Annotated in this window: 23 protein-coding genes, 7 tRNA genes and 2 pseudogenes; 3 read left to right on the top strand and 29 right to left on the bottom strand. The window is 35.0% G+C overall.

Features of this window, described 5'->3' with window-relative positions; translation table 11 throughout:
- Nucleotides 1–75: 75 nt before the first annotated feature.
- From U473_RS15790 to U473_RS13870, 8 genes and pseudogenes are all read right to left on the bottom strand, one after another.
- Nucleotides 76–435: pseudogene (locus U473_RS15790) on the bottom strand (transposase zinc-binding domain-containing protein); the annotation flags it as partial.
- A gap of 123 nt (nucleotides 436–558) precedes the next feature.
- Nucleotides 559–2,184, bottom strand: coding sequence for a chaperonin GroEL (gene groL, locus U473_RS13900; protein WP_068727843.1), 1,626 nt, complete (start codon nucleotides 2,182–2,184; stop codon nucleotides 559–561).
- 60 nt (nucleotides 2,185–2,244) lie between these two features.
- Nucleotides 2,245–2,526 carry a co-chaperone GroES gene (groES, locus tag U473_RS13895; protein WP_068727841.1) on the bottom strand — a complete coding sequence of 94 codons (282 nt, stop codon included), beginning with the start codon at nucleotides 2,524–2,526 and terminating at the stop codon, nucleotides 2,245–2,247.
- Nucleotides 2,527–2,782: 256 nt separating this feature from the next.
- Nucleotides 2,783–3,097, bottom strand: coding sequence for a hypothetical protein (locus U473_RS13890; protein ID WP_068727839.1), 315 nt, complete (start codon nucleotides 3,095–3,097; stop codon nucleotides 2,783–2,785).
- A gap of 184 nt (nucleotides 3,098–3,281) precedes the next feature.
- Nucleotides 3,282–3,866, bottom strand: a complete 585-nt coding sequence (locus U473_RS13885; protein ID WP_068727837.1) for a hypothetical protein — start codon at nucleotides 3,864–3,866, stop codon at nucleotides 3,282–3,284.
- A gap of 294 nt (nucleotides 3,867–4,160) precedes the next feature.
- Nucleotides 4,161–4,727: a hypothetical protein gene (locus U473_RS13880; protein ID WP_068727835.1), complete on the bottom strand. Its 567-nt coding sequence runs from the start codon at nucleotides 4,725–4,727 to the stop codon at nucleotides 4,161–4,163.
- 136 nt (nucleotides 4,728–4,863) lie between these two features.
- Nucleotides 4,864–5,247: a DUF4367 domain-containing protein gene (locus U473_RS13875; RefSeq protein ID WP_068727833.1), complete on the bottom strand. Its 384-nt coding sequence runs from the start codon at nucleotides 5,245–5,247 to the stop codon at nucleotides 4,864–4,866.
- Between the two features lie 252 nt (nucleotides 5,248–5,499).
- Nucleotides 5,500–6,517, bottom strand: a pseudogene (locus U473_RS13870) (IS110 family RNA-guided transposase); the annotation flags it as partial.
- A gap of 250 nt (nucleotides 6,518–6,767) precedes the next feature.
- Between U473_RS13870 and U473_RS13865 the strand changes: the two are divergent.
- On the top strand, nucleotides 6,768–8,039 hold the full coding sequence (locus U473_RS13865; protein ID WP_068727831.1) for a helix-turn-helix domain-containing protein: 1,272 nt from the start codon (nucleotides 6,768–6,770) through the stop codon (nucleotides 8,037–8,039).
- A 16-nt stretch (nucleotides 8,040–8,055) separates the two neighbouring features.
- On the opposite strand, the gene U473_RS13860 is transcribed toward U473_RS13865, so the two are convergent.
- The 6 genes from U473_RS13860 to U473_RS13835 form a co-directional block, all read right to left on the bottom strand.
- The gene (locus tag U473_RS13860) at nucleotides 8,056–9,291 is read right to left on the bottom strand and encodes an MFS transporter (protein WP_068727829.1); all 1,236 of its coding nucleotides are present in this window, start codon (nucleotides 9,289–9,291) and stop codon (nucleotides 8,056–8,058) included.
- 695 nt (nucleotides 9,292–9,986) lie between these two features.
- Nucleotides 9,987–10,727 carry a twin-arginine translocase subunit TatC gene (gene tatC / locus U473_RS13855; protein WP_068727826.1) on the bottom strand — a complete coding sequence of 247 codons (741 nt, stop codon included), beginning with the start codon at nucleotides 10,725–10,727 and terminating at the stop codon, nucleotides 9,987–9,989.
- Nucleotides 10,728–10,741: 14 nt separating this feature from the next.
- Nucleotides 10,742–11,422: a redox-sensing transcriptional repressor Rex gene (locus tag U473_RS13850; RefSeq protein ID WP_068727824.1), complete on the bottom strand. Its 681-nt coding sequence runs from the start codon at nucleotides 11,420–11,422 to the stop codon at nucleotides 10,742–10,744.
- Entirely contained in the window at nucleotides 11,406–11,933 is a 528-nt protein-coding gene (gene mobB / locus U473_RS13845) for a molybdopterin-guanine dinucleotide biosynthesis protein B (protein WP_201024229.1), read from the bottom strand. The genes U473_RS13850 and mobB overlap by 17 nt, the downstream gene beginning before the upstream one ends.
- Complete coding sequence (locus U473_RS13840; protein WP_068727892.1) at nucleotides 11,927–12,907, bottom strand: molybdopterin-binding protein; 981 nt, start codon at nucleotides 12,905–12,907, stop codon at nucleotides 11,927–11,929. Before U473_RS13840 ends, mobB begins: the two co-directional genes overlap by 7 nt.
- An 8-nt stretch (nucleotides 12,908–12,915) precedes the next feature.
- Nucleotides 12,916–13,542, bottom strand: coding sequence for a molybdenum cofactor guanylyltransferase (locus U473_RS13835; protein WP_068727822.1), 627 nt, complete (start codon nucleotides 13,540–13,542; stop codon nucleotides 12,916–12,918).
- A gap of 228 nt (nucleotides 13,543–13,770) precedes the next feature.
- Between U473_RS13835 and U473_RS13830 the strand changes: the two genes are divergently transcribed.
- The gene (locus tag U473_RS13830) at nucleotides 13,771–15,705 is read left to right on the top strand and encodes an ABC transporter ATP-binding protein (RefSeq protein WP_068727820.1); all 1,935 of its coding nucleotides are present in this window, start codon (nucleotides 13,771–13,773) and stop codon (nucleotides 15,703–15,705) included.
- On the opposite strand, the gene U473_RS13825 is transcribed toward U473_RS13830, so the two are convergent.
- The 15 genes from U473_RS13825 to U473_RS13755 all read right to left on the bottom strand — a co-directional run bounded on the left by U473_RS13825 (nucleotide 15,702) and on the right by U473_RS13755 (nucleotide 25,726).
- A complete protein-coding gene (locus U473_RS13825) occupies nucleotides 15,702–17,867 on the bottom strand; it encodes a hypothetical protein (RefSeq protein ID WP_068727818.1) in 2,166 nt (721 codons plus the stop codon). The genes U473_RS13830 and U473_RS13825 overlap by 4 nt on opposite strands.
- Before the next feature lie 34 nt (nucleotides 17,868–17,901).
- Nucleotides 17,902–19,650: a PAS domain S-box protein gene (locus U473_RS13820; RefSeq protein ID WP_068727816.1), complete on the bottom strand. Its 1,749-nt coding sequence runs from the start codon at nucleotides 19,648–19,650 to the stop codon at nucleotides 17,902–17,904.
- Between the two features lie 546 nt (nucleotides 19,651–20,196).
- The gene (gene tsaD, locus U473_RS13815; RefSeq protein WP_082732605.1) at nucleotides 20,197–21,201 is read right to left on the bottom strand and encodes a tRNA (adenosine(37)-N6)-threonylcarbamoyltransferase complex transferase subunit TsaD; all 1,005 of its coding nucleotides are present in this window, start codon (nucleotides 21,199–21,201) and stop codon (nucleotides 20,197–20,199) included.
- Entirely contained in the window at nucleotides 21,198–21,653 is a 456-nt protein-coding gene (rimI, locus tag U473_RS13810) for a ribosomal protein S18-alanine N-acetyltransferase (protein WP_082732604.1), read from the bottom strand. The genes tsaD and rimI overlap by 4 nt, the downstream gene beginning before the upstream one ends.
- Before the next feature lie 9 nt (nucleotides 21,654–21,662).
- A complete protein-coding gene (gene tsaB, locus U473_RS13805; RefSeq protein WP_068727812.1) occupies nucleotides 21,663–22,376 on the bottom strand; it encodes a tRNA (adenosine(37)-N6)-threonylcarbamoyltransferase complex dimerization subunit type 1 TsaB in 714 nt (237 codons plus the stop codon).
- Nucleotides 22,357–22,833 carry a tRNA (adenosine(37)-N6)-threonylcarbamoyltransferase complex ATPase subunit type 1 TsaE gene (tsaE, locus tag U473_RS13800; protein ID WP_068727810.1) on the bottom strand — a complete coding sequence of 159 codons (477 nt, stop codon included), beginning with the start codon at nucleotides 22,831–22,833 and terminating at the stop codon, nucleotides 22,357–22,359. The genes tsaB and tsaE overlap by 20 nt, the downstream gene beginning before the upstream one ends.
- A gap of 169 nt (nucleotides 22,834–23,002) precedes the next feature.
- Nucleotides 23,003–24,169, bottom strand: a complete 1,167-nt coding sequence (locus U473_RS13795) for an iron-containing alcohol dehydrogenase (RefSeq protein ID WP_068727808.1) — start codon at nucleotides 24,167–24,169, stop codon at nucleotides 23,003–23,005.
- 151 nt (nucleotides 24,170–24,320) lie between these two features.
- A tRNA-Gly gene (locus U473_RS13790) sits at nucleotides 24,321–24,394 on the bottom strand.
- Nucleotides 24,395–24,470: 76 nt separating this feature from the next.
- Nucleotides 24,471–24,556, bottom strand: a tRNA-Leu gene (locus U473_RS13785).
- Nucleotides 24,557–24,618: 62 nt separating this feature from the next.
- Nucleotides 24,619–24,694, bottom strand: a tRNA-Lys gene (locus tag U473_RS13780).
- 28 nt (nucleotides 24,695–24,722) lie between these two features.
- Nucleotides 24,723–24,798 (bottom strand) — tRNA-His (locus tag U473_RS13775).
- Nucleotides 24,799–24,943: 145 nt separating this feature from the next.
- Nucleotides 24,944–25,018 (bottom strand) — tRNA-Glu (locus tag U473_RS13770).
- Between the two features lie 20 nt (nucleotides 25,019–25,038).
- Nucleotides 25,039–25,129: transfer RNA gene (locus tag U473_RS13765), tRNA-Ser, on the bottom strand.
- 3 nt (nucleotides 25,130–25,132) lie between these two features.
- Nucleotides 25,133–25,208: transfer RNA gene (locus U473_RS13760), tRNA-Asn, on the bottom strand.
- A 53-nt stretch (nucleotides 25,209–25,261) separates the two neighbouring features.
- Nucleotides 25,262–25,726 (bottom strand): SprT family protein, encoded by a 465-nt coding sequence (locus U473_RS13755; RefSeq protein ID WP_068727807.1) that lies wholly within the window; start codon nucleotides 25,724–25,726, stop codon nucleotides 25,262–25,264.
- A 72-nt stretch (nucleotides 25,727–25,798) separates the two neighbouring features.
- On the opposite strand from U473_RS13755, the gene cmpA reads away from it, so the two are divergent.
- Nucleotides 25,799–25,933 (top strand): cortex morphogenetic protein CmpA, encoded by a 135-nt coding sequence (gene cmpA, locus U473_RS14665; protein ID WP_407701955.1) that lies wholly within the window; start codon nucleotides 25,799–25,801, stop codon nucleotides 25,931–25,933.
- Nucleotides 25,934–25,944 lie beyond the last annotated feature (11 nt).

Below are 25,944 nucleotides of genomic sequence, written 5' to 3'. Positions count from 1 at the left end.
AATTTCATCTCCCACTTTCACTGGTGCTGGCACACCTTCACGTTTAGAAGTGGGAGACTTCTTTCGGAGGGAAGTTAAATCTTTAAGCATTTTACGATGTTTTAAAAAAATAGGCCATAGTCCTTCATCCAACGTAAAAATGGCATGACGATGCGCTACTTGCAAAACGTCCTCTGCAAGTAGTCGACTCCATTCTTCAGTTTCCCCATTAAAACAAGTTGTACAAAATCGTCCTTTACAACGATAAGGTACTTTTTTACATCATGGCAACCTTCACAAACAAATAGTTTAAAACCTTGACTGTAATCTCCACAACTACGGAATTTTTCAACTTCTTTAATTACGATAGGACTAACCTTTTTTTATGTTTTTTATAAAGTTGTCCCAGCGGGAATTTTCATCGAAAAAAAACTGTTTAAGAATGTTTGTCTCCATACTTTTAGTTTAACAAAAATTGCACTTAAAAAGGGAGCTCTCACTCCCTAAAATTTTATACTTTCCTATACGTTAAAGAAAAGGTCCCTTCATGTAAGAAAGGACCTTTAAATCAAGAAGTAATTACATCATGCCGCCCATGCCACCCATGTCAGGCATACCTGCTGGTGCCTTTTCTGGTTCTGGCTTATCGGCAACGATGGATTCTGTTGTTAAGAACATAGCGGAAACAGATGCAGCATTTTGTAATGCAGAACGAGTAACTTTAGCTGGGTCAACGATACCAGCTTGAATCATGTTTACCCATTCTCCTGTAGCTGCGTTGAAACCAATGCCAATTTCCTCTTTCTTGAGGCGTTCAACAATGACAGAACCCTCTAAACCTGCATTGTTAGCGATTTGACGAACTGGCTCTTCTAAAGCACGTTTAACAATCTCAACACCAGTTTTTTCATCGCCAGTTGCTTCAACTTTTTCAACTGCTGCAATGACATTTACAAGTGCTGTACCACCACCGGAAACAATACCTTCTTCAACGGCAGCACGAGTGGAGTTCAAAGCATCTTCAATACGAAGTTTCTTCTCTTTTAATTCTGTTTCAGTAGCAGCACCAACTTTAATGACAGCTACGCCACCAGCTAGTTTTGCTAAGCGTTCTTGTAATTTTTCACGGTCAAATTCAGAAGTAGTTTCTTCTAATTGTTGACGAATTTGTCCTACACGAGCGCCAATTTGTGCTTTATCACCATTTCCATCAACGATGATTGTATTCTCTTTCGTTACACGTACTTGGCGTGCACGACCTAATTGATCAATGGTAGTTGTTTTAAGGTCTAGACCTAATTCTTCAGTAATTACTTCACCACCAGTTAAGATGGCAATATCTTGTAACATTGCTTTACGACGATCACCAAATCCAGGTGCTTTTACAGCCACTGCTGTGAAGGTTCCACGAAGTTTATTTACTACTAAAGTAGCTAACGCTTCTCCTTCTAAGTCTTCAGCAATGATCAACAATGGGCGACCTTGTTGAACGACTTTTTCTAAGACCGGTAAAATATCTTGAATGCTAGAAATCTTCTTATCTGTAATTAAGATATATGGATCTTCTAATACAGCTTCCATTTTGTCTGTATCTGTAATCATATAAGGAGAAATGTAACCACGGTCAAATTGCATACCTTCAACAACTTCTAATTCAGTAACAAATCCCTTGGATTCTTCAACAGTGATAACACCATCGTTACCTACTTTTTCCATTGCTTCTGCAATCAATTGACCTACTTCTTCATCAGCTGAAGAAATCGCTGCAACTTGTGCAATAGAAGCTTTTCCTTCGATTGGTTTTGCAATTCTCTTGATTTCTTCTACTGCTGCATTAACTGCTTTTTCAATTCCTTTGCGGATCACCATTGGATTTGCGCCAGCAGTTACGTTCTTTAATCCTTCACGGATTAATGCTTGTGCCAAAACAGTAGCGGTAGTTGTACCGTCACCAGCTACATCATTTGTTTTTGTTGCAACTTCTTTTACTAATTGAGCCCCCATGTTTTCAAATGGGTCTTCTAATTCAATTTCTTTTGCAATAGTTACACCATCATTAGTAATAAGTGGTGAACCAAATTTTTTCTCTAATACAACGTTACGACCTTTTGGCCCTAAGGTTACTTTTACAGCGTTTGCTAATGCATCTACACCACGTAGCATCGCACGACGAGCTTCTTCGCCAAAAATAATTTGTTTAGCCATCAAAATCGCCTCCTGGTTTCAAAATAAAGTATATAAGTATATGAAGTGTTATTCTATCGGCTATTCGATAATCGCTAGAATATCGCTTTCACGCATAATTAAGTATTCTTTGTCTTGGTACTTAAGTTCGGTACCTGCATATTTTGAATAGATCACGCGATCTCCTTCTTTTACATCTAATGCTTCGCGCTCTCCTTTTTCATTGCGGCGGCTACCTACTGCAACGACTTTGCCTTCTTGTGGCTTTTCTTTTGCAGTATCTGGTAAGACAATACCGCTAGCAGTTGTTTGTTCTTTTTCAATTGGTTCGATAACCACACGGTCACCAACTGGTTTAATCATAAAAAGAAACCTCCTTATACGTTTAATTTTCATTTTCTTATTAGCACTCGCCATCAATGAGTGCTAACACAATTCTAATAATAATAAAACTTAGCATATTTTTCAAGTCGTTTTATTAAAATTTTTCCGTCAAACAGTATGCCCAAATTCTAACATAATATTCCAACGAAAGATACAAAAAAATAAGTGCTACAAGGAGCACCAATAAGAATATTATAATCGTTTCCTAATTAGTAATTAGTGAAGCATTCATATATTAGGGTAGAGATAGTATTGCACGATTCCCGTCAGGACAATAGTATGTATTTCTATCCTGAATCGGGGCACATTTGTTTTTCAAAAACGATTCAATTACAATCTTACGTTCACTATCTTTCATAATCTCAGTTTCAAATAGATCTAATAAGGTTTTGACAGCCTTAGAGCTCATAGTATTTATCTGAGTATTAGTTAGTCCATATTCATGTAATTTAGTAATTTCTTCTTCGGTAAAAAGTTTAATTGTAGCTTCAGGATTGCTAACTAATAGTGAGAACTTCTCCTGCCAATCGCCAATTAGTTTTAATGCCACATCACCTGTAAGGAAAGTATGATCGGGCTGACTCTGATCACGAGGAACAAATCCAGAAAATCTTTTCTTATCATTATAATCCCCCTTTTAAAACTTACCAATCTGTTATTCGCGATAAGTAATTGAAATATAGGTATTTTAGTTCGGATTAGTATTGTTTCGTACTCACAACACTACTAATTTTTTATTCAGGCCTTATAATAATTTGTTCGGATTTTTCAAACCATTGAATCCACCTTGAATCATTAAAAAAGCCTTTATCCTGAATGGATTCCCATTCTTCTTCAGGGAATATTTCATTTGAGATCTGATTGATCAATTTTAACTTAATTTGATAGCTTTTGAGTTCTTCTAAATCATCTTCATCTAGTAATATACTACTACCCTCGATACTCCGAGCGTTTGAATTATGTAAAAAGTTTTGTAAGCCTTTAAAGTAATCATTAAATATGAGGGGTGACTGTAAATTCTTTGTATAAATTTTATTGTAGGTTGCATACAAACCATTTAAATTAGCTATATTCTCCTGTAATAAATTACTTATTCCATTCATATCATCTAAAATTATGGTTTCCTTCGCGATCCATTGATTTAATGTTTCTTCTAATTCCTTCATACTAGACAATGAAGAGAAAAAAATACCATATGCATCTTCATTAATAATTTCCAATAAAATTTTGTTTTGTTTCTGTTCTTGTAAATATAAATACCCAAGCAGTAAAGTAATCAGAAATAAAACCATTTCAAGTATAATAACCTTTTTCTTCATAAAAAGTCCTCCATAGGAATGTAACGAACAGACTGGGCACAACAGTACACCAGTCTGTAAATTATTTCAATAGAAATTAACCTGCATTATAAATATAAGGGAATTTAGGTTGTAAATTTCTTAAAGTATTTATCTATCCAGTTAAATAAAATTATTATTTTATGGAAAAATTATTCATCTTTTACAATTAACGGACCATCTATTGTTAATTTTTGTTGTTCCTGTCCAAAATTCTCCTTACTTTTAGGAATTGGACAGGACTAATGTAGATAATTATTTGAAATACTTATATTATTATCTTGTGTTATTGATTAAATCTGCTGCAAAATTTAATCCATCTTGTTCAGTAAATAGGCTACTTAAATGAAATTTCATCAAGTAATAAACATCTTTATCATTAAATAGTAGGAATAATATTTTTCCACGTTTTGTTTCTTCTAATTTGTATTCTACTAGTACATCCCCAATTTTTTTATTTTCTGAGCCTGATAAAGAAGATGAACCTTTTCCTATATTAAGTTCAACTGTCTTTTCACCTTTATATTCACCATAAAGAATTCTCATTCTATTATTTTCCTCAATTTGTTGCTTTTGTTCATCAGTTAATGATATAAGCTCTCCTTTTTCGTTTGCATAGATGACTTGAGCAATATAACGATTTCCCGTTGTTTTTAAATCTAATTCGGGTGGTAGCAATAAACTAATAAAGGTTATCGGTAAATTCTCCTGTGTAGGGATTGTTATATTTACATCCATCTGTTTTTCTATTTCTCTTTCAATATCACTAGGAAATGTATTTTTACTACAAGCAGTTAGCCCCATACTTAAAAGAAAAATTATGATAAATATTTTTTTATTCATAATTTCTCACCGTCCCATTAATATTTAAATACTAATTGCAATTTTCTATCAATTAGAAAAGATAATGGGCATGATTACTTGAACCACTAATAAGCTTTAACCACTATTAAATAATATTATCTACCTATTATTTTAATTACTTTAATGACTCAGCAAACTTAAGAATTTCTTCTTTAGTTATATTACCTTTTGAAATTATAAAATGATTAGTCTTATTTTTATACCAACTCAAAGCAATTATCTCTTTATCCGGATACTCTAATATTTGCCCTTCCACTCCTTGTATCATTAAATCTTGAGTATCACTGTCTCCAATTATTACTTGTGCAGCTTTTGTTGTATAGTCGATCAAATTACTAGGGTCATTTTGATTTCTATATCTGATAGTAATTGCTTTATGTTCTTCTATATTAGGTTTAACTCCATTTTTGAATTCCGCAGGTGGTTCATTATATATTACATTCTCCATTTTATAGTTCTTAGGAAGATAAGTTGGCAATAATACTTCTATGTTAGACATTAGCTCTTTGCCCTTTTCCAAGGAAACCTGAGCTGGTTGAGAAATAATTTGACTTTCCGATTTTATTTGATGTTTTATGGTTGATAAGCAAATCTATCATAATGAGCAGAATAAGTAGGACCATCAATACCATCTTCACTAGCATATACTACAAGCTCAGTATAAAGATTTTGAACCTCCGCAGTATAACTTATTGCTGCTTCCTGAGCTAAAGTAACAGGGTCAGAATAGAAATATAAATAAGTTTTTTCTTCGAGTTTTCCCCTTATACTTTCCAGAACTGTGTTCTCTCAAGGATAGCCCTGCTAAATTCACTAATTGCTGGGAGTGCTTATACTTTGTAATGTCACCAACTTCAGCGAAGAACTGGGCAACAGTTATGGTACCTAAGCCTTGTATATTCATCATTTCTTTAGCCCCTGGTATCGTTTCTACAATGGTCTCAATTTCTTGATCTAATTGTTCTAATTGCTGTTTGTACAGTTCGTATTGATCAAGTAAACATTCCAATTCACGTTTAGCAAACTGTATACCAATTTTGATACCAATGCTTTTTTTGGCTGTTTCCACCAACTTCGTTGCTCGTTTAATTCCAACACCACGTTGTACAAACGGCTTCCATTTTCCTAAAACTTCTTCCGGAGTCATCTTGATTATTTCTGAGGGAAAGGGGAATAACCTTAGCGTACAAAGTGCAGCCTTTCCTTCCCAATCTCCAAAAACATCGAAAAACTCTGGGAAATACCGTTGAATGTGATTCTGAATGCGACCTTCAGTAATCATGAGCTGTTGGACGAGTTGATCTCTTAATTTGACGCCTTCTCTCAGTTCGGCATATATCCCGTCTAAGAGATTAGGTACGGAGTATCTCCCGTCTTTTATCAGCTGTGCAATTACTTTCGCATCCTTGGTATCGTTTTTCGTTGGGGAGTTATCATCAAGCTCTTTACTTTTCTTTACGTGCATTGGATTTACTAAAAAAGTCATATCCTTTTGCGATTAGAAAATAGGCTAGATTTAACCAGTAATGGCCAGTCGGCTCGACACCAAAAATAACATGAGTTTTATTTTTTTCTTTTTTATGTCTTTCGACATAGTCCACCAGTTTTTGAAAGCCATATATTCGATTCTCAAAGATCAGACGCTTTCCAAACTCTATGCCACGGTCATCTTGTGCACGTGCGACATGTTTGTCTTTGGCAACATCAATACCAATGATTAGTGTTGTTGGTTTGATTTGCGCTATTTTGTGATTTTGGTTATAATTCATTTTGAGTCCTCCCTTGATATTTATTAAATTCGGGGTCAATGCATTGACACCCTGTACTATACCAAGAGGGCTCTTTTTTGTTAACCCTCAAAATTTCTTTCTAACAGGAATGCTCCTTTTTTTCATATTTTTAAAATTAGTGCTAATCTTTGATTACCTATTTCTTTATCATTGTTGATTTTCCTTTAAAATGGAATTAAATAATGTAATTTGTTTATCGCTCCTACATATTTAAGAAGGAGGCAACGTCATGCATATTGGTAATCGAATTAAGAAATTACGTGAATCTTTGGGGATTAAAAGGAAAGACTTTGCTTCAGGTGTTATATCCTACTCTCACTTAAGCAATATTGAGGTTGGTAAAAATGGTGCTTCAGAAGAGATATTAATCGCAATTGCAAAAAAACTTAATGTGCCAAAAGAATATTTAACAAGATATAAGGATATTGATCATGATTTAGAGACCAAATTATCCTCTTTGAAAGCGAATCTAGATCTTAAAAACTTAGATGAAGCAGAGTCAATTTTAGAGAATATAAAAAAAGATTATCCTTATATTAACTCTATCGATCAAGAAGCTCTCTATTATTTGTTAGAAAGCTACTATTATTTCAGAACAAACAATCATAAGGATTTTGCGATAATTTATGAGAAAGAATTATTACCCCTTCTCGAAATCGTGGAGATAGACCGTATTCCCTCAGAACTTTTTAAAGAAACTTATTATTACCTAAATGCTGTCAACCATTTTACAAATAAACAATATGAGGATAGTTACCAATGTTTTCTTAAACAACTTCCTTTAGTAAAAGATCCGATTATAAAGGCCGGAACTAACTACAATATTGCCTTATCTTTGGCAAAATTAAACAAAACAAATCTAGCCATTCCGTATGCTAATAATGCCTTAGATGTTTATCTTCATGAAAACAAATGGACAAATGCAGCTGAAAATTATACTTTATTAGGTGGTTTATATATAGAGGAACGAGATTTTGCCAGTGCAGAACAAAATTTGCTAAAAGCTTTAGATCTAGCTGAAAATTTTAATAATGAAAAACTTAAAGGGAAAATATATCATAACTTAGGAATCGTATACAAAAACCTTAAGAAATTAAATAAAAGTATGGATTACTTTTTAAAAAGTTTAGAACTTAATAAAGCCACAAATAATGAGCTGTTTATTACATATGAATCTATTATGGAGATATATTTAGAACAAAATTCCTTAGATGATTTAACTAACATTCTTAAAGAAGCTAAGCAATATTGTAATAAGGAAGAGGATGCCTACCATTTTAAGATAATTGAGGCTAAATTACTCTTAAAGCAAAATCAATTGGCAGAGTACGAATTGTTGATGAAAGAAGCTATAGAATATTATTATAAAAATAAAATGTGGAAGCATTTATTACCGATTTCTGAGGAATTGGGTAATTTCTATAAAGAGTCAAAAAAGTATAAACCGGCATCCCAATATTATAAAATTGCGTTGGATGCTGTAAGTGATCTATATAAATAATGAATAGTTATTATCGTCAGTTTTCAACTTGTTCTTCCTTTATTTGAATTTTATTAGATAAGTGATCGCTATAAAAAATTAATCCATTTAAGAAGACTAACAATCCCGAAATCAACATAATGTACTTAACACCTATTCGGTCAGCAATATAGCCACCTATTCCTTTCGAAATTGGCCTAAGTGATTGTGTTGAAAAAACTCGGATACCCATAATTTTCCCCATGACCTCTTCTTTAGTGTACAATTGATAGAGAGTATTAACATTAATTTGTTCAACACTTAATATTACGCCGATTAGGATATAAATAAGAAAAGTTGAGATGTGGGGGAAGGCCATTATAAAAATGATCATTAAAATTCCCATTAGAATTTCACTCAATATAATTAATTTCATATGAGAAATTTTTATTTTAAAACTTACTAATGAACCAATAATCAATCCTATAGATAATGAAGAATTAAGAATCCCTATATATAAAGGGTTTTCAAAGCTATCTTTTACCAATACGATGAGTAAGCTAAAAAAGGGTTCACTTACAAAATTAGAAAGACTATAAATTAGCATTAACCGAAGTATGATTTTATTACCTTTTATATATGATAAACCTTCTTTTACTTCACTTAAGTCAAAAATTTTAGAGGCTTCTCTTTTTCCATTTTTATCAAGAGTTGAAGGGTTATAAATAATACGGAGCATAAGTGAAATAGAAATTATAAATGTTAAAGTATTTATCACATATATAGTCTCAAGACCTGTAAATTTGACTAGGAAACCAGCTAAAATAGGCCCAATTACGAAATTCACCTGATCTACCAACTCCATAAATCCATTCGCGTTTGTTAAATCCTTTTTATCTACAATCGTCGGAATAAATGAATAATAATTAGGAACCCAAATGGCCTGTAACATACCATGAATAAAAAATATTAGATAAAATAATAGAATAGAAGATTGAACAATAGTCAAAATTATCACAATGATATTTATAATTATAGATAATATATCGATTATAATTAATATGTTCTTTTTATTAAACTTATCACCTAGAGTACCTCCAAATACTGAAAAAAGTATTTCTGGTAGGCTCATACTTATCATAGCTAAAGCAAAAAGAAGTGCTGAATTATTTGATATTTGCAAAACGAACCATACTATAGCAAACATAAACAGGGAATCCCCAAATCTTGATATAGCCTGCCCATAAAAATAATATTTAAAGTTTTTATTAGTTGTCAGTAATGATAAATTCATATTTTCTTCTCCAAATTATCAAATTTTATAATTATATATTTACAAATTTCTTTAGTTCGGGTATAAAAATTTCTTCAATAAATCCGTTGAAATTAGACAATTCTTCCATACATTGTTTTTTTCTATCAATTTGATTCGTTAGGTAACACCCTCCATATCAATTTGTTCCTTAGATAATTGCACACCTAATGATTCTAATAACTCTAATACTTGTGAGTTGTTCAATTTTTACACCTCCTTTTATTTTTTCTGATTAGTACTAATCTACTTATTTTAATTCTTTATTATTTCAATTTTCCTTTAAAATAGGGAAAAATTAAGAATTCTGGCTTTTATAGCTTTTTATCAACAGTAAAACACAACGGTTCTTGTCTACAAACGAGAAATTGAGAATATAAAGTAATTCTTTTTGATTACAAAAGGATTATCTCATTTATTTATAGTAATATTATTCCATTTGCGCTATATAAATACTTTATATTGCTTATTAAAACGTATATTATTATAGTGATAACAAAAAAGTAAAATTTTGAGAAAGGGAATCTATTAAAAGGAGGACATTATTTTGGATAAGATTAAAAAATATTATTCGTTTTTGTTCTAGTCACGATGTAATTTTATTTTCACTTAAACTTTAAAACATATAAAAAAAGCACGCTTCCTTCTTCAGGTTGACGTGCTCTTTGTTGTTCAGATTAAATTTCTTCTAATGCTTGTTGGCGTTTTTTTGAGGCCACTTTGGATAGCATGATACTAATCTCATATAACAAAATGAGTGGAACAGAGACAAGAATATCTGACATCGGCTCAGGTGGTGTAATGGTGACGGCCACAATAATTAATACAAAATAGGCCAGCTTCCGAATTTTAATTAATAATTTAGGTGTAATGATACCAAGACGGGTTAAAAAGACTACGACAACTGGAAGCTCAAACACAATACCAAACGGAATCACGATGTTCAGCATAAAGCTAAAATACTGAGCAATCCCGTATACTTCAACAACACCTAACTGTTTAGAGATATTGGATAGGAAGGTAACGACCATTGGAAATAGAATAAAATAAGCAAATGATACCCCTAGTAAAAATAGAATAAAGGCAAAGGGAATAAACCATATGGTTGCCTTTCTTTCCCTTTTTGTTAAGCCTGGTGCAACAAATCGCCAAATTTGATATAACGCAAAAGGAAGGGAAAGTGTAATCCCAATCGCAAAAGCAAATTGCATGTAGACTCTTAGTGCATCAGATAAACGGAAAACGTTAAAGGTAACCCCTTTTGCTTTGAGCTCATCAGTAAAATAGCGAATAACTGGGTCTGTTAACATAAAACCAACCACCAAGGCAACGACAAAAAACAAGATAATCCAGATAATTCTTTTTCTTAACTCTTCTAAATGACTGACTAAAGTCATTGATTTATCTTGATCCACCATATGAGATCCCTCTCCTATTCATCTTCATTCTCTAGCTCTTGGTCTTGTTCCATTAGCTCATCTTCTGGAAAATTCTTCAGAAAATAGACCAATGTTTGTAATTCAGTCGTTAAGTCAATATGGTGTACCAATGTACCAACTGGCACTGTTAGCCTTGAAGGAGTAAAGTTGAGAATTCCTCTAACTCCTGCATCTACTAATTTATCTGTTATTTCTTGGGCCACATGAACAGGTACGGTTAGGATCGCAACTTCAACCCGGAATAATTGAACCACTTCCTTTAAGCTATCAATCCCATAAACGGGAATACCATCAATTTCACGATTAAACTTGTTCGGATTGCTATCAAAGGCAGCCACAATTTTGATATTGCGATTCTTATAGAAATTGTAATGCAGTAAAGCTGTACCTAGATTACCAACCCCAATGAGAACAACATTGGTTACTTCATCTTGTTTTAAAAAGTCTCGTAAAAACTGCAACAAGTAGCTTACATTATAACCATATCCTTTTTTCCCTAATTCCCCCAAATACGAGAAGTCTCTTCTAATGGTTGCTGGATCGATCAATAACTCTTTGCTTAATTGGGCTGATGAAACACGCTGTTTTCCCATGAGATGTAACTTTTCTAAGTAACGATAATATAAAGGTAATCTCTTGGCTGTAACCTGTGGTATCTTATGATCTTGAGCCATCTTTTATCTCCCCCAATATATTTGATTGAATCAATTCTACAATCCCTTCAACATCGTCTAAATCATAAATAGGGATCTGCTTTTCATCAAGTGGTAACGAAGTTGCAATTGCAATCACATCTTTAAGACTTGAAAGTAGGGTTAGATCTTCTTCTCTACGAACGACTAAAATTTTAGATGGGGCTTCATGTTTATACCCCTCCACCAAGATAATGTCTACATCCTTCACATAGGAAATCACTGCCTCAAATGAAAGCGAGCTCTCCACCTTCTCGATCATGGCCAATTTTTCTTGTGAGTTTATCAGTACAACATCAGAACCAGCTTGGGCAAATTTCCAAGTATCTTTCCCTTCATGATCCATTTCAAAACGATGGGCATCATGTTTAATGGCTGCAACACGATATCCTTGTTGTTTAAATGCGTGAATAACCTTCGCCATCAAGGTGGTCTTCCCACTACCGGAATAGCCAACAAAGCTAGCAATGGGAATTTTGCGTTCATTTAGCAACCATAATACCCCCCATAGCCTAAACGTATGATTTCCTCTTTTGTTACTTTTTCACCTACAAGAATTCTTGGCAATACGACATCAAAGGCAGTAAAAGGATCATGTAATACTCCTCCAGGCAACCCGAGAATTGGTGTATTTTCTGAGTAGGCGACCATCAGCATCGAACCAGGTAGCATGGGTGTCCCTTGAGTAATTACTTCTGTAGCCATTTCTCGAATCGCAAAAGGAGTACGATCATCAGGATCGACAGACATTCCACCAGAAAGAAGAACCATATCTACTTTTTTATCAAGAAAATATTTGATTTCAGCTTTAATTTGCTCGACATCATCTGGAGCAAAACGCTGTTCAACCAACTCAGAGCCAAATGCTTTTAATTTCTTTTCTACAACCGGACCAAAACGGTCTTTAATCCTTCCTTTAAATACTTCACTTCCGGTTGTGACTAATCCTGTTTTGAAAGGCTTAAATGGTTTAACCCCAATCACAGTTTTCCCTTTGGTAATCGCTTCAACTTGTTCAATGTATCTTTCTTCAACAATAAGAGGAAGTGCTCTAGTTCCTGCCAACTTCGCTCCAGGCTGCACGATTTTATTATTGAGCACAGTAGCAAGAGCAAGATCAGGGATTGCATTGATTTGATGAACGATTTCTTCATTTACTTTTGCTAATCCATATATTTCGGAAGTCAGTGTCACTTTCCCTTCATGTGGTTCGTTTGTAAGCACATGTTGCCCAGTAATCGCTTTTGCCATACGAATGGCAGCCTCATTTTCATGTAAATAACCTTTTTCTAACACTATTACATAAATATGTTCTTTTCCGATTTTTAATAATTCAGGAATATCTTCTTCTGTAATGATATGCCCTTTTTTAAATGCTCTTCCTTTAAATTCTCCAGGAACAATTTTAGTTAAATCGTGAGCTAGAGCATATCCAATTGCATCTTCCACTTTTATCTCTTTAAGCATAGAAGACTTCACTCTTTTTCCTCCTCAATCATCCAGCTTAATGCTTCCATATATTGTTCAGGATCATTCATATTGAAAAATATTTTTCCACTCTGGTTAAATTCTTGTACGTCTAGTTCCTCTACAATAAGAAGTCTCTTTTGATCCAGAATCCATTTAACTAAACTGTTTTTCCCTTCTTCTATATCTTTGGACATCGCATCTATCAAACTTTTTGAATAAATCGCATGTAAAGGTTGCAATTTATCTTTCCACTTAGGAATGACAATATCCATTTGATTCGTAGTTGCTAATTGGTACATCCATAGAGCCAAATCAACGGAAAAAAAGGGCATATCCGCAGCAACGACAAAATGATATAGATCTGTGCTATGAGTGAGTCCAGTTCGTATTCCATTTAACGGTCCTAAGAATGGTGTCTGGTCGTAAACAAGTTTAATGAATTCTTCCTCTTTCTCCAAAAAGGAAAACTGATAAGTCCCGCCAGAAACAATGATGATTTGTTTAGATACTGTTTTTAACCGCCGAATCGACCGGTCGATCATTATTTCCTTTCCTATTCGCAATTCCCATTTTGGAAGCCCATTCATTCTTTTATTTTGTCCGCCAGCTAACAATATAGAAGTTAAGCCCATGGCTTTTTTCACCATCTCTACTATTTTACAATATTTTTTACGAAATTGCTCAATCTTGAGCAAAGTTATCTTTCATTAATACTAACTCAAACGACTAAGAAGGAAAAGAATTTTTATCACAGATTATTTTACCTTTATCTTGGAACTATGCATTGCAAAGGAAGCGACTCTTCCACTTGATTGATAAATAGTATCTACGTTACACTTATGAAAAGAGGTGATTTACTATTGATATTACTACAAACGAATCGACTAACAAAATCTTTTATCGTAGAACCTATTCTATCGGATATAGATATACAAATCCAAACAAATGAACGTGTAGGACTTGTTGGTGTAAATGGAGCCGGAAAATCAACTTTGCTTAAAATCATTGCTGGCGAAATGCTCCCTGATTCTGGGGAGATTCATCTTGCTAAAAGTGCAACTGTTGGCTATTTAACTCAAGATAGTGGACTTGATACAGAATTAACCATTTGGGAAGAAATGAAGCTTGTCTTTTCAGTCCTGATTAAACAAGAACAAGCACTTCGTCGTTTAGAAGAAAAAATGTCTGACCCAACCTATCTCGAAAACACGACCATGTATGAAAAATTATTAAAAGAATACTCAGAATCGATGGAACGGTTTAAAGATCAAGGTGGATACGAATATGAATCACAAATTAGGGGCGTTTTACACGGCTTAGGATTCCACTCTTTTCCTTATGAAGAAACCTTTATTCACACCTTAAGCGGTGGTCAAAAAACAAGACTTGCTCTAGCAAAGCTCTTATTAATTTCGCCTGATCTTCTTATATTAGATGAACCAACCAATTATTTGGATATTGAAACCTTGACTTGGCTTGAAGCTTATTTAAAATCCTATTCTGGTGCCATCTTAGTTGTTTCGCATGATCGTTATTTCTTGGATGCCTTGGTCACAGTGATTTATGAAATTGAAAGAACAAAGGCAACTCGTTACGTAGGGAATTACAGTCAATATATTGAGCAAAAGGCACAGCAATTGGAATTAACATTGAAAAAATATGAAAAACAACAAGCAGAGATTGCCAAGTTAGAAGATTTCATTCAAAAAAATATTGCAAGAGCCTCAACCACTAGAAGGGCACAAAGTAGAAGAAAGGCCCTAGAGAAAATCGAAAAAATAGATCGGCCTATACTTAAACAAAAAAAAGCTTACTTTACCTTTGATATCGAGAAACAGAGTGGTACTCAAGTTCTGTCTGTAAAAGACCTTTCCATCGGGATTGGGGCTCGCCATCTATTCGAAAATGTTTCCTTTGATATTACAAGAGGGGAACGCGTTGCCCTCATCGGGCCAAACGGGATTGGTAAATCTACATTATTTAAATCCATTTCTGGAAATCCTATTGCAGAGATTCAGGTCGATGGGATAATTCAATACGGCTCTAATGTAATGATCGGGTATTATGACCAAGAGCAGGATCGCTTGCATTTAGAAAAAAGAGTGATTGATGAAATATGGGATGAACATCCAACGATGTTAGAAAGTGAAATTCGCACCCTATTAGGAAACTTCCTCTTTATTGGGGATGATGTTTTTAAGAAGATAAAAGATTTAAGTGGTGGGGAGAAAGCTAGAGTTTCCTTGGCAAAATTATTGCTACAAAAAGCAAATTTTTTATTGTTGGACGAGCCTACCAACCACCTAGATATTTTTAGTCGTGAAGTATTAGAAAATGCACTGATCGATTATCCTGGAACAATCCTCTTCATTTCTCATGATCGTTACTTTTTAAATCGAATTGCAACAAGGACGATCGAGCTAACAACAGAAGGGGCAACTAATTATTTGGGGAATTATAGCTATTACTTAGAAAAAAAAGCTGAACTAGAGGAACAAACACAAGTTCAATCTACACAAATTGAGCAAAAGGCGACGAAACAACAATATATAGAAGAGAAAGAAAGGCAAAAAATAGAAAGATCATTGAAAAGAAAAATTGAAAGTATTGAAGCAGAGATAGAGAGATTGGAAGAAGAAATAAGAAAAATTGAAACAGAACTTCTTCAGCCAGAGGTTTATTCTGACCATCAACTTTCTTATGCTAAGAATGATGAGCTTCAACAAATGAAAGTCCAACTAGATCATCTGATGTTACAATGGGAAGAAATTCAGGAGGAGCTAGAAACAATCTAGCTCCTTTCTTCATTAATAGCTAAAAATAACATAGGAACTGCTGCAAAGATGATCATCGTTGATGCAGCCACAACACCTGAATCATTTACAAATAAGGCGGTGATCGAAGCAGCAACGATACCAAAAAAACCATGAAAAACATCAGGGTAATGCTCCATCACTCGTTTCAATGTTCCTTTTGGTTTTAGAAAAATGATTGCCATTGCAAAAATAGAAGTCACCATTACCTTACTCCATGAAGAAACTTGTATCAGTTTAAAATTCATGGCTAACTTCCTTTCAATCGTTTGAAAGATCGTAGTGAAATCTCCTTGATAAAGTTTGGATAATGCTCTACCAATATGTGATTTGCTTTCTATTGGAACGATACTGTTTATAAACAATAGCATACCTAATCCAAAAACCAATATGATTAACATCCAGATAATCCCTTTTTTGTTAAAGGTTAAGCCAGCAAACCTTATTGTAGCTATTCCCGTACCTACAATCGCAGATATTGCTCCCCCCGCATTCGTTCCAAGCGTAGGATATAAAAGAATAAAACTAATCCCTGCAAAAACAAATAAGGTAATAAAAAAAGTAACCCCATTCTTTTTCATTTGCAGAAAGTGAGAGATAAATAATAAGGTTGCGCCAATATAAACGCCCATAAATTCATTACCAATCCCATAATATCTAGCACCAATGATCGGATCATACCCAAGGTAGGATCTTTTCATCAGTGGCCCACCCATGAAGGTATCTAAAGTTATGGCTAAAAAAATCAATATACCCACTAGAAAAAAGATTTTAATGGGTTTTAATTGTTGGGCCAACCATGCTAAAACTAAACTAATTCCAATCAAAGTACCTAGATAAAGGTAGGCGTAATTGGAGATCCAATCAGCTGTGACTAATAGAAGAAACGGCATAAATAACATACTTAATAAACCTATTTGAATCCAAGAAAAGCTTCTTTTGTAATTTCTTAACCAAACCCAAATCGATAAAATAAGAATAAAGATTTGCCATCCGACATAAGTATATAAAACCGTAGCTCTTGTTCTATATGTGGTAGAAATCTGCTGTATTTCTTCCTCTAAACTAAGGTTCTCATCGATGCTCTTGATTTTTTGGCCCAACATGTATGAAGGCTGTTTAACTTCTAACTTTTCAAGAATTGTCGGCGCGATATCAATATTCGCCACAATTCCTGGTCGTTTCGTGGTACCAGAAATGAGGAAATTCCCTTGTTCTTGTCCATGATAGACCCAGACTGGAGATAAAAGCATATCCTCTTTTACTGCTTGTTGGCCTACCATTGGGGATAATACAATCAATGTTTGGTTTTGATTCAGTTGGTTGATGATCGTTTGAATAAATTGGCCTATCTCCTGATAAATGACATTTCTAAGTTGCTCTTCATAGTCGTTGTTCATCTGGTCTCTAAATTGTTCAAGCCGATATAAATCTCCTAAATCAAAAATAAGCAAATCAGTTAATTCACGATTTTCTCTCCATTTTTCCAACAAGTAGAGATAGTTTGTTTTTACTCCATAAGGTCTTTTTCGATCCTTGATTAAGGTATTTTCACTTACATCTCCATAACTTAACCCAGTTTGATCCATTGTAATCAATGGTGCATATCTTATCCTCTCAAATGTATCATTGTTTCCGTAAACCTTTACCGTCAGGCCTGCCTGTTTTAATGATTCACCTAAGGCTCCAATGTGAAATGGAAATTTTTGTACCTGATCTCGTAATTTTTCAATGGGCAGAAAGAGAATCAGATCATCCCTTTCTGCTACTTCTGATCCTGTTTGTTGTTCATATACTTCTAACGCATTCATTCCTTTGTACTTTGCAATGCTTTCATAAGATTGATACGAATTCCCCATATCACTGACACCGATACCTCTACTCCCTGCTCCAATCGTTAAATAGCTATTAGCATCACTTCTACTGCTAGCTGAATTAAGGTTCATTGCACCTTTTATCCCATCTTGCTCTAATTGCTTAAATCCATCTATATTTTTATATTTAGTTTGATCATAAAAAGAAAGTTGATTTATGATGATTAACACAATTTGGTCTTTATTTTTACCAAGGGTATATGAAAAAGACGATCCTATCAAAAAGATCGTCAATAAAAGGATTACAAACCAACGGTTTAGCTTGGCCATCGTGATTACATCCTCCTAGACAAGACATCATTACCTATTCTTGCCCGTCAATAAAAGAATCATCCGTCTGTATTGGGAAAAATAAAACTACCTTTGTTCCCTCACCTTGGGTACTAAAGATTTGCAAATCGCCATCATGGTTCTTCATAATTCGGAAAGATACTGGAATGCCTAACCCTGTCCCATCATGCTTTGTTGTGTAGAAAGGTTCATATACCCTTGGTAACTGTTCCTCTGGAATACCTTCCCCATGGTCAGTAAAGATTACTTCAATTCTTTGCTGTATAGGATTATACAAAGAAGCTATCTCCATGATGCCACCTTTCTTCATGGCTTGAATTGCATTTCGAATCATATTAACAAAAACTTGTTTGATTTGCCCTTCGTCAATAAAAACAAGGGGGAGTTCCTCTTGCAAATCCGTTACTAATTCAACATTATACATTGCCCCTTCTGCACTCATAAAAGTAATGGTTTCTTTAATAATCTGATTAATTTGCATCCACTTCTTAAATGAATCACTAGGATTAGCTAGTAACAACATTTCTTTAATAATTTCATTAATACGATTAATTTCATCTAAAACAAGATGAATGTATTGTTTCTTATCATTATCCTTTAATTCATTTTCAAATACCTGTATAAACCCTTTAATGGTGGTAAGAGGATTTCTAATTTCATGGGCGGTTCCTGCAGCCAATTCACCAACTACGGCAAGCTTTTCTGCCCTTTGGATTTGTTGTTCTAGTTCAACCATCAGCGTAATATCTTTATAAATCCCCATCGCACCGATTTGTTTTCCCTGCTCATTCCTTAGGATACGAGTTGTAATCATCAGAAAAACCTTTTCACCGGATACATCAATCATTTCTTTCTTATAATTGCTATATTCTCTTCCTGAACGCAAGGTCTGAGTCAATTTAGTAAAAATGGTTTTCCGTTTTATAAAGACATCATCATAATACTTGCCAAGTACCTCTTCTGTTTTAAATCCAGTCATTTCCTCTGCACCACGATTAAAACCGTTGATCACGCCAAAGTTATCCACAGTAATCACACCATCTGAGATATGATCCAACATCACTTTGGCATGTTGTTCTACTTTTCGTAGTCGATTTTGCTCTGAGATATCTATAAATGTACTAATAATCCCAATCATCTGTTTTGATTCAGAATCATATAACGGTTTTGTTGAGGTCATCACCGGGATCTCCCGACCATCTTTTGTTGGGCAGAAGCTTTCAAAACCAAAAAAAGATTCCCCAGAATGTAAGGTTTTCCAAAATACATATTCACTATGATTCAGAATATTACCTTTTACAGTAAATCGTTCAATTTCTTCTTTAGTATAACCTGTAATTTCATATGCTTTTTGATTTACATACATCACTTTGCCTTGGTCATCGTAGAATATAATGCCTAATGGAATACTATCTAAAATTGCTTTATTTATCCTTTGTTTGTTTGATAAATTTTCGTTTATATCATTTACTGATTGGGCGATTTCACCAAAATGATCATCAGCCACTGATAATGGTTTTCCTGTATTTCTTAAAGAATCTAACTCTTCTTTTAATTGTCGTAAGCGCATTTGTGTTCTTTTTTCTACCGACTTTGCAACCATAACCGCTAATAATATAGAGAATAACAGCATTCCCCAAAATAGATAAGGACTTAATTGATTCTGTAAATCATAAGATTCATTTTTATCGATTAACAGGAGCATAGGGACTAAAATAAAGATAAAAACTTTTAAATAATGATGACTAGACCAATCTTTCACAAATGATGAACCCCTTTCAAATAGCTACCTCACTATTCCCTCCATCATTTCTATATTTTTGCTAGAAATCCTGTCTGAAAAATTGTGAAATTTTCAAATATCCACATATCCACAATATTATTCACATTCTGATCCTGCTTTAATTCTATTTTGACCCTACTTATCAACATAATTCACAATTTCTGGTTAAAAAATTGTCCATAACCCATTAATTTTTCATCCCTGATGGTACCTTGCATACCAATATCTATCCACATATCCACAATACTGTGGATAAATTATATCCACAATGCATAAGAAAAGGTTTGTATATTCCATCGCGCTCCGTCATCCGTGCCCTTCTATGAATAAAGATTAAGGAGAGAAGGGCACTTCTGAAGGCACACAAAGTGTACAAGTCGTGCTACACAGCTAAAGCTGCTAGTCACGCTATGTCGCAGCTTATGGAATATACAAACCCCTAAATGACAAGTGGAAGAAACTTATACTTTATTATCTTTTAAAAAAGACTTACTTGTGAAGTAAATCTTTTTTTGCATGTAACTATTAAACTGTAGTTAATGCCAATCCAGCCACACCATTTAAGTCTAATGTACTCCATTTCCTTTTAATATGATAGAAGTATCCAGCACTTGCAATCATCGCCGCATTATCTGTACATAAAGCTAATGGAGGAATGGTTAACTCAACATCAAGTTGCTTGCAGACATGTTGCAAGTTTGAACGTAAACCTTGGTTTGCTGCAACTCCTCCAGCTAAAATAAGGTGTTTTACCTGTTTTTCCTTAATCGCTCTCATTGTTTTTTCAACTAATACCTCTACTACAGCCTCTTGGAAACTAGCCGCCATATCTTCTTGTGAAATCTTGGTGCCTTTTTGTTCAGCATGATGCATTGTGTTTATCACTGCTGATTTCAAACCACTAAAGCTAAAATCATAACTATCATCCATTAATGCCCTTGGTAGTGGAATTACAGGCTTTCCCTCTTTAGCTAGACGATCAATATGGGGACCGCCTGGATAAGGTAACTTTAATACCCTTGCAACTTTATCGTAAGCTTCACCAGCCGCATCATCTCTTGTTTGACCAAGGATTTCAAATTGAAGATGATCCTTCATATAGACCAATTCAGTATGTCCTCCAGAGACCACCAATGCAATCAATGGGAATTGAAGAGGTTTAACTAAATGGTTTGCATAGATGTGACCAGCAATATGATGAACACCAATTAGAGGAATTTCTTTGGCGAAAGCAATAGCTTTGGCTGCAGCAATTCCCACCAATAATGCTCCAATCAGACCTGGTCCGTAAGTTACAGCTATAGCAGAAATATCATCTAAGGTTAGATTCGCTTCTCTTAGTGCCTCATCTAAAATAAAATTAATCCCTTCTACATGTTTCCTTGATGCTACTTCGGGAACAACCCCACCAAACCTCTTATGAACGTCAATCTGGGAGGAAACGATATTGGATAAAATGGTTTGGCCATCTTTAACCACAGCCACAGAAGTTTCATCACAACTTGTCTCAATCGCTAAAATATAAGTCATTCCAAATTCACCCACATGATTATTGCATCTTCCATTGTATCTGCATAATAATTTTTACGTAATCCTTCTTCTTTAAAGCCTAGTTTCCGGTATAAATTTTGAGCAATCTGATTAGAAACCCGAACCTCTAACGTCATGCTTTTGGCCCCAAACATTTTTGCTATGGCCATTAAATGCCTCATCATCAATTCTCCTAATTTTTGTCCTCTAGCATGGGGATGAATCGCAATATTTGTTACATGTGCTTCGTCTAGAATAATCCACATTCCTGCATAGCCAACAATATCCCCTTCTATTTCTAGAACATAATATTGGGCAAATCGATTCGTCGTCATCTCACTAACAAAGGCTTCCTTCGACCATGGTTTGGAAAATGAGGCTTGCTCCACATTCCACATTTGCTCTACATCTTCAATATTTGCTTTTCTAATATTAAGTTGTTTTTTCCCCAAACAAAACACCTAACCTTTAGCAAGTTTTTGTTTTTCTAACCATTTTACTTCTGCTTCAGCTAACTGTAAGTACGCTGGGGTGAAATCAAAGGTGTTGTCTACCGTACCTGTCAGATACTGCTGATAGGCAAGCCACCCTATCACACTAGGCCGAGGTAGATTAAAAGGAGAAGATGAATATGTTGCATATTCGCCTAAAAATTCATCGATTTGTGTTTGATGTAGGGAAACATCATCTCCGACAAATAGGACTTGCTCTTCTCTTTTTTTAAGAATTTGTAGCCAGTCAGAAAGTAAAATAATCCTGTCATATTCAAGGTTGCTCCAGCTGTCATTTCTTTGTTGGTAAAGGCCAACATAAGCTTGTCCCCTACGAGCATCGATAAGAGGTGAAATCACTCCTGGAAATGAATGTTGTTGATACGCCATGGTTTCTAATGTAGACACTCCTACAATCGGTATATTTTGAGCCCAAGCAAAGGTTTTTGCAGTTGTTACGCCAATACGAACACCGGTATAGGACCCAGGTCCTTTTGCTACTGCAACAAGATCAATTTCATTAGGACTCCATTTTACCTCATCAAAAAGTTGGGCGACAGTTGGCATTAAACGAATAGAATGATTTTTTCTGAGGTTCGTTGTCATCTCTGCATAGATCTTTTTTTCGTCTAATAAAGCAACGCCCATAACCGCTGTAGATGTATCAATCGCTAAAATCTTCATTCCTTGAAAACTCCTCACATAATTGGATATACCTTTCTCCTTTAGGTTCAAAAGTAATCTTTCGCTGATCATTACTTATTTTTTCTATCTTAATGTTAAGTAACTCCTCCGGTAAGAACTCATGGATCATCGAAGCCCATTCAATCATGGTAACCCCTTCACCATAGAAATACTCCTCAAAACCCAGATCTTCAGCACCATCTTCTAATCGGTATACGTCCATGTGATACAATGGAATACGACCGTAATACTCCTTTATAATCGTAAAGGTTGGGCTATTGACAACCTGTGAAATCTCTAAGCCTTTCGCAATACCTTGAGTAAAGCTAGTTTTACCCGCTCCTAAATCGCCTTCTAAGGTGATAACATCTCCAGGATGTAAATATTTGGCCAATTTACTAGCCAATTGTTGTGTTTCAAAAACATCATTAGTAAAAAAAACATAGGGTTTGGACATAAAAATCTCCTTAACATTTATCATCTATGTTTAGCTTTTCCTATTTTCATATATTTTCTACTTACAAACTGCATGAATGATCCATCATTATACATTATCATAATTGAAAGTGGTTTAAAAGAGCAACAACTCGTAGCTACACAGCTACGAGTTGTTTTATTTGGGATCATTATAGACTCATGGTAAGAATATTTTTTACGTCTTCCTTAGTTAATTTTTTAAAGCGACCAATCGTTCCTTCCCGTTCAACTGCCTTCTCTGCCATCAGATCAAGATTTAGATCGTCGATATCATAATCTTTTAATCGGGATGGGGCACCGATTTGGTTGAAAAATTCCCTTACTTTCTCAATTCCTTCAAGAGCGATTTCTTTATCAGTTTTTCCTGAAGGGTTCACATTCCATACGCGTATCGCAAACTGCTTAAATTTTTCTACTCGTTCATCAACGACATATTTCATCCAGTTTGGGAAGAGAATCGCTAGACCACCACCATGAGGGATATCATAGATTGCACTTACTTCATGTTCAATTCCATGAGTGGCCCAATCGCCTTCCATACCCATACTGATCATTCCATTTAAAGCCATTGTCCCACCTAACAAAAGATTTGAACGAGCTTCATAATCCTCAGGGTTTTTAAGAACAGGTTCAGCATTTTCTATAACCGTATTTAATACAGATTCACATAATCGATCTTGTAAGGGTGTATTTTCAGTATGGCTAAAGTATTGTTCAAATACATGAGCCATCATATCCACAATTCCATAAACAGTTTGATCTTTAGGTACAGTGTAAGTTAATGTAGGGTCCAAAATGGAGAATTTGGGATACAAATGAATGCTTCCAGTTGATAATTTTTGTTGTGTTTCCCAATTGGTTACAACAGATCCACCATTCATTTCTGATCCAGTTGCAGCTAATGTCAAAATCACACCTAGAGGTAATGCCTTTTCAACAACAGCCTTTCCTATATAGAAATCCCAGACGTCTCCATCATACTTTGCTCCAGCGCAGATTGCCTTTGAAGCATCAATAACACTTCCTCCACCCACAGCTAATACTAAATCAATTCCTTCAGTCTTACAAATTTCAATCCCTTTATGTATCGTTGTTAAACGTGGATTTGGCTCGACGCCAGCTAGTTCATATACAGCTAAACGCTCCCTTTTTAAATGATCCATCACTTGATCAAATAATCCTGATCTCTTTACACTACCCCCACCAGTAACAATTAAAACCTTTTTACCAAATACTGCAGCTTCTCTACCTACATTTGCAACTTGGCCTTCTCCAAATAAAAGCTTCGTAGGATTTAAAAATGTAAAGTTATTCAATTTGATCACTCCTTGTTAATATCTATTATACAAAAGTAGAAATGTTTGTACAAAAAAAGTACCCTATGGGTACACTTTTTTATCTTATCTTCGGGCACAACAATCTTCGCTTACTCAGAAGATTAATCAACGTTGTCACGCTCATTTTTAATGGAGCGGGTGATGGGAATCGAACCCACGCTACCAGCTTGGAAGGCTGGAGTTCTACCATTGAACTACACCCGCATGATCTTATATATGGTCGGAATAAGCAAAATAGAAATAAAAGGAAGAATATCCGACGTAAGGCTCAGAAGTTTAATGGTGCGGTCGGCGAGACTTGAACTCGCACGGTCAAGGACCACTACCCCCTCAAGATAGCGTGTCTGCCGATTCCACCACGACCGCATATAAAATAAATTTAAACATATAATATTTTATCATGAAAACGACAAATCGTCAAACGAAGCTGGTGAGCCATACAGGATTCGAACCTGTGACACCCTGATTAAAAGTCAGGTGCTCTACCTGCTGAGCTAATGGCTCATAAGAGACTAATTAAAGCCTAATCTAATGGGGCGACCAGTGGGGATCGAACCCACGGATGCCGGAGCCACAATCCGGTGCGTTAACCACTTCGCCATGGCCGCCATAATAAAAATTAAGATAGAAGAAAGTTATATTTTCATTAAAATTAAAATAGCTTGCTTTCGCAAACTAAACGGGTACTAGAACTTAAATTTTTTTTAATGTATTTATTTCCGACCTCTGACTTCTGAAAACTGACATCTGTTTTGGTGACCCGTAGGGGATTCGAACCCCTGTTACCGCCGTGAAAGGGCGGTGTCTTAACCACTTGACCAACGGGCCATATTTATTACTTCATAGAATGGCGGAGAGAGAGGGATTCGAACCCTCGCACCGATTGCTCGATCTAACGGTTTAGCAAACCGTCCTCTTCGGCCTCTTGAGTATCTCTCCATATGGCTCCTCGTGCAGGACTCGAACCTGCGACAACTCGGTTAACAGCCGAGTGCTCTACCAACTGAGCTAACGAGGATCATCTAACAGTGACTTTTATAATTTATCATACTAGCCTATCCTTTGTCAACATCATTTTTGATAATCGATCTCAATTCCTTTTAATTTTCCGCCACATTTTCCACAACGATAACGATCAGGATTCATTTTCTTTTTTCTAAAATATTGCTGTCCACATGTTCTACATTCAAGAAGAAACCGATAAGGTTGTTCTTTTTGCTTGCTTAGCTGTTTCGCAAAACGGCTACCACCTATTTTTTTCAAACACTGTTTAAAATCTTGGTCTTTATGTTTATATCCTTTCCCCTGAAGATGCATATGGTAATGACATAATTCATGTTTGATGATGCCAATTAGTTCATCCAAACCATACTGTTCATAAGACTTTGGGTTAAATTCAAGATGATGTGTTTTGGTCAGATATCTTCCACCAGTTGTTTTTAAACGAGAATTAAAGATAGCCTTGTGTAGGAATGGCATTGAAAAGAAGTGTAAGGATATTTCCTCGACTAATCGTTGTAGCTCATCATTTTCCATTCAAATCACCTACATAGATTGAGTTTCGAACCAATTTTCATTCATCTACATAGGATAACATATAATTCGAAAATGGAAAGGGGCGATTCTGTGCCAGATTGGTTACGTCGTCAATTTACCCAAGCTTTTTATTATAAAGATAAGTACAGGATCAAACTTTTGAATGAATTTTGGCTCTCCTATATAAAAAAAGAACAAATCGGGTAGGAGGCTGGCCC

It is taken from the genome of Tepidibacillus decaturensis, assembly GCF_001561915.1.
GTDB lineage: Bacteria > Bacillota > Bacilli > Tepidibacillales > Tepidibacillaceae > Tepidibacillus_B > Tepidibacillus_B infernus.
Note: the sequence above shows the minus strand (reverse complement) of the source record. Positions and strands in the feature narration are given on the sequence as shown.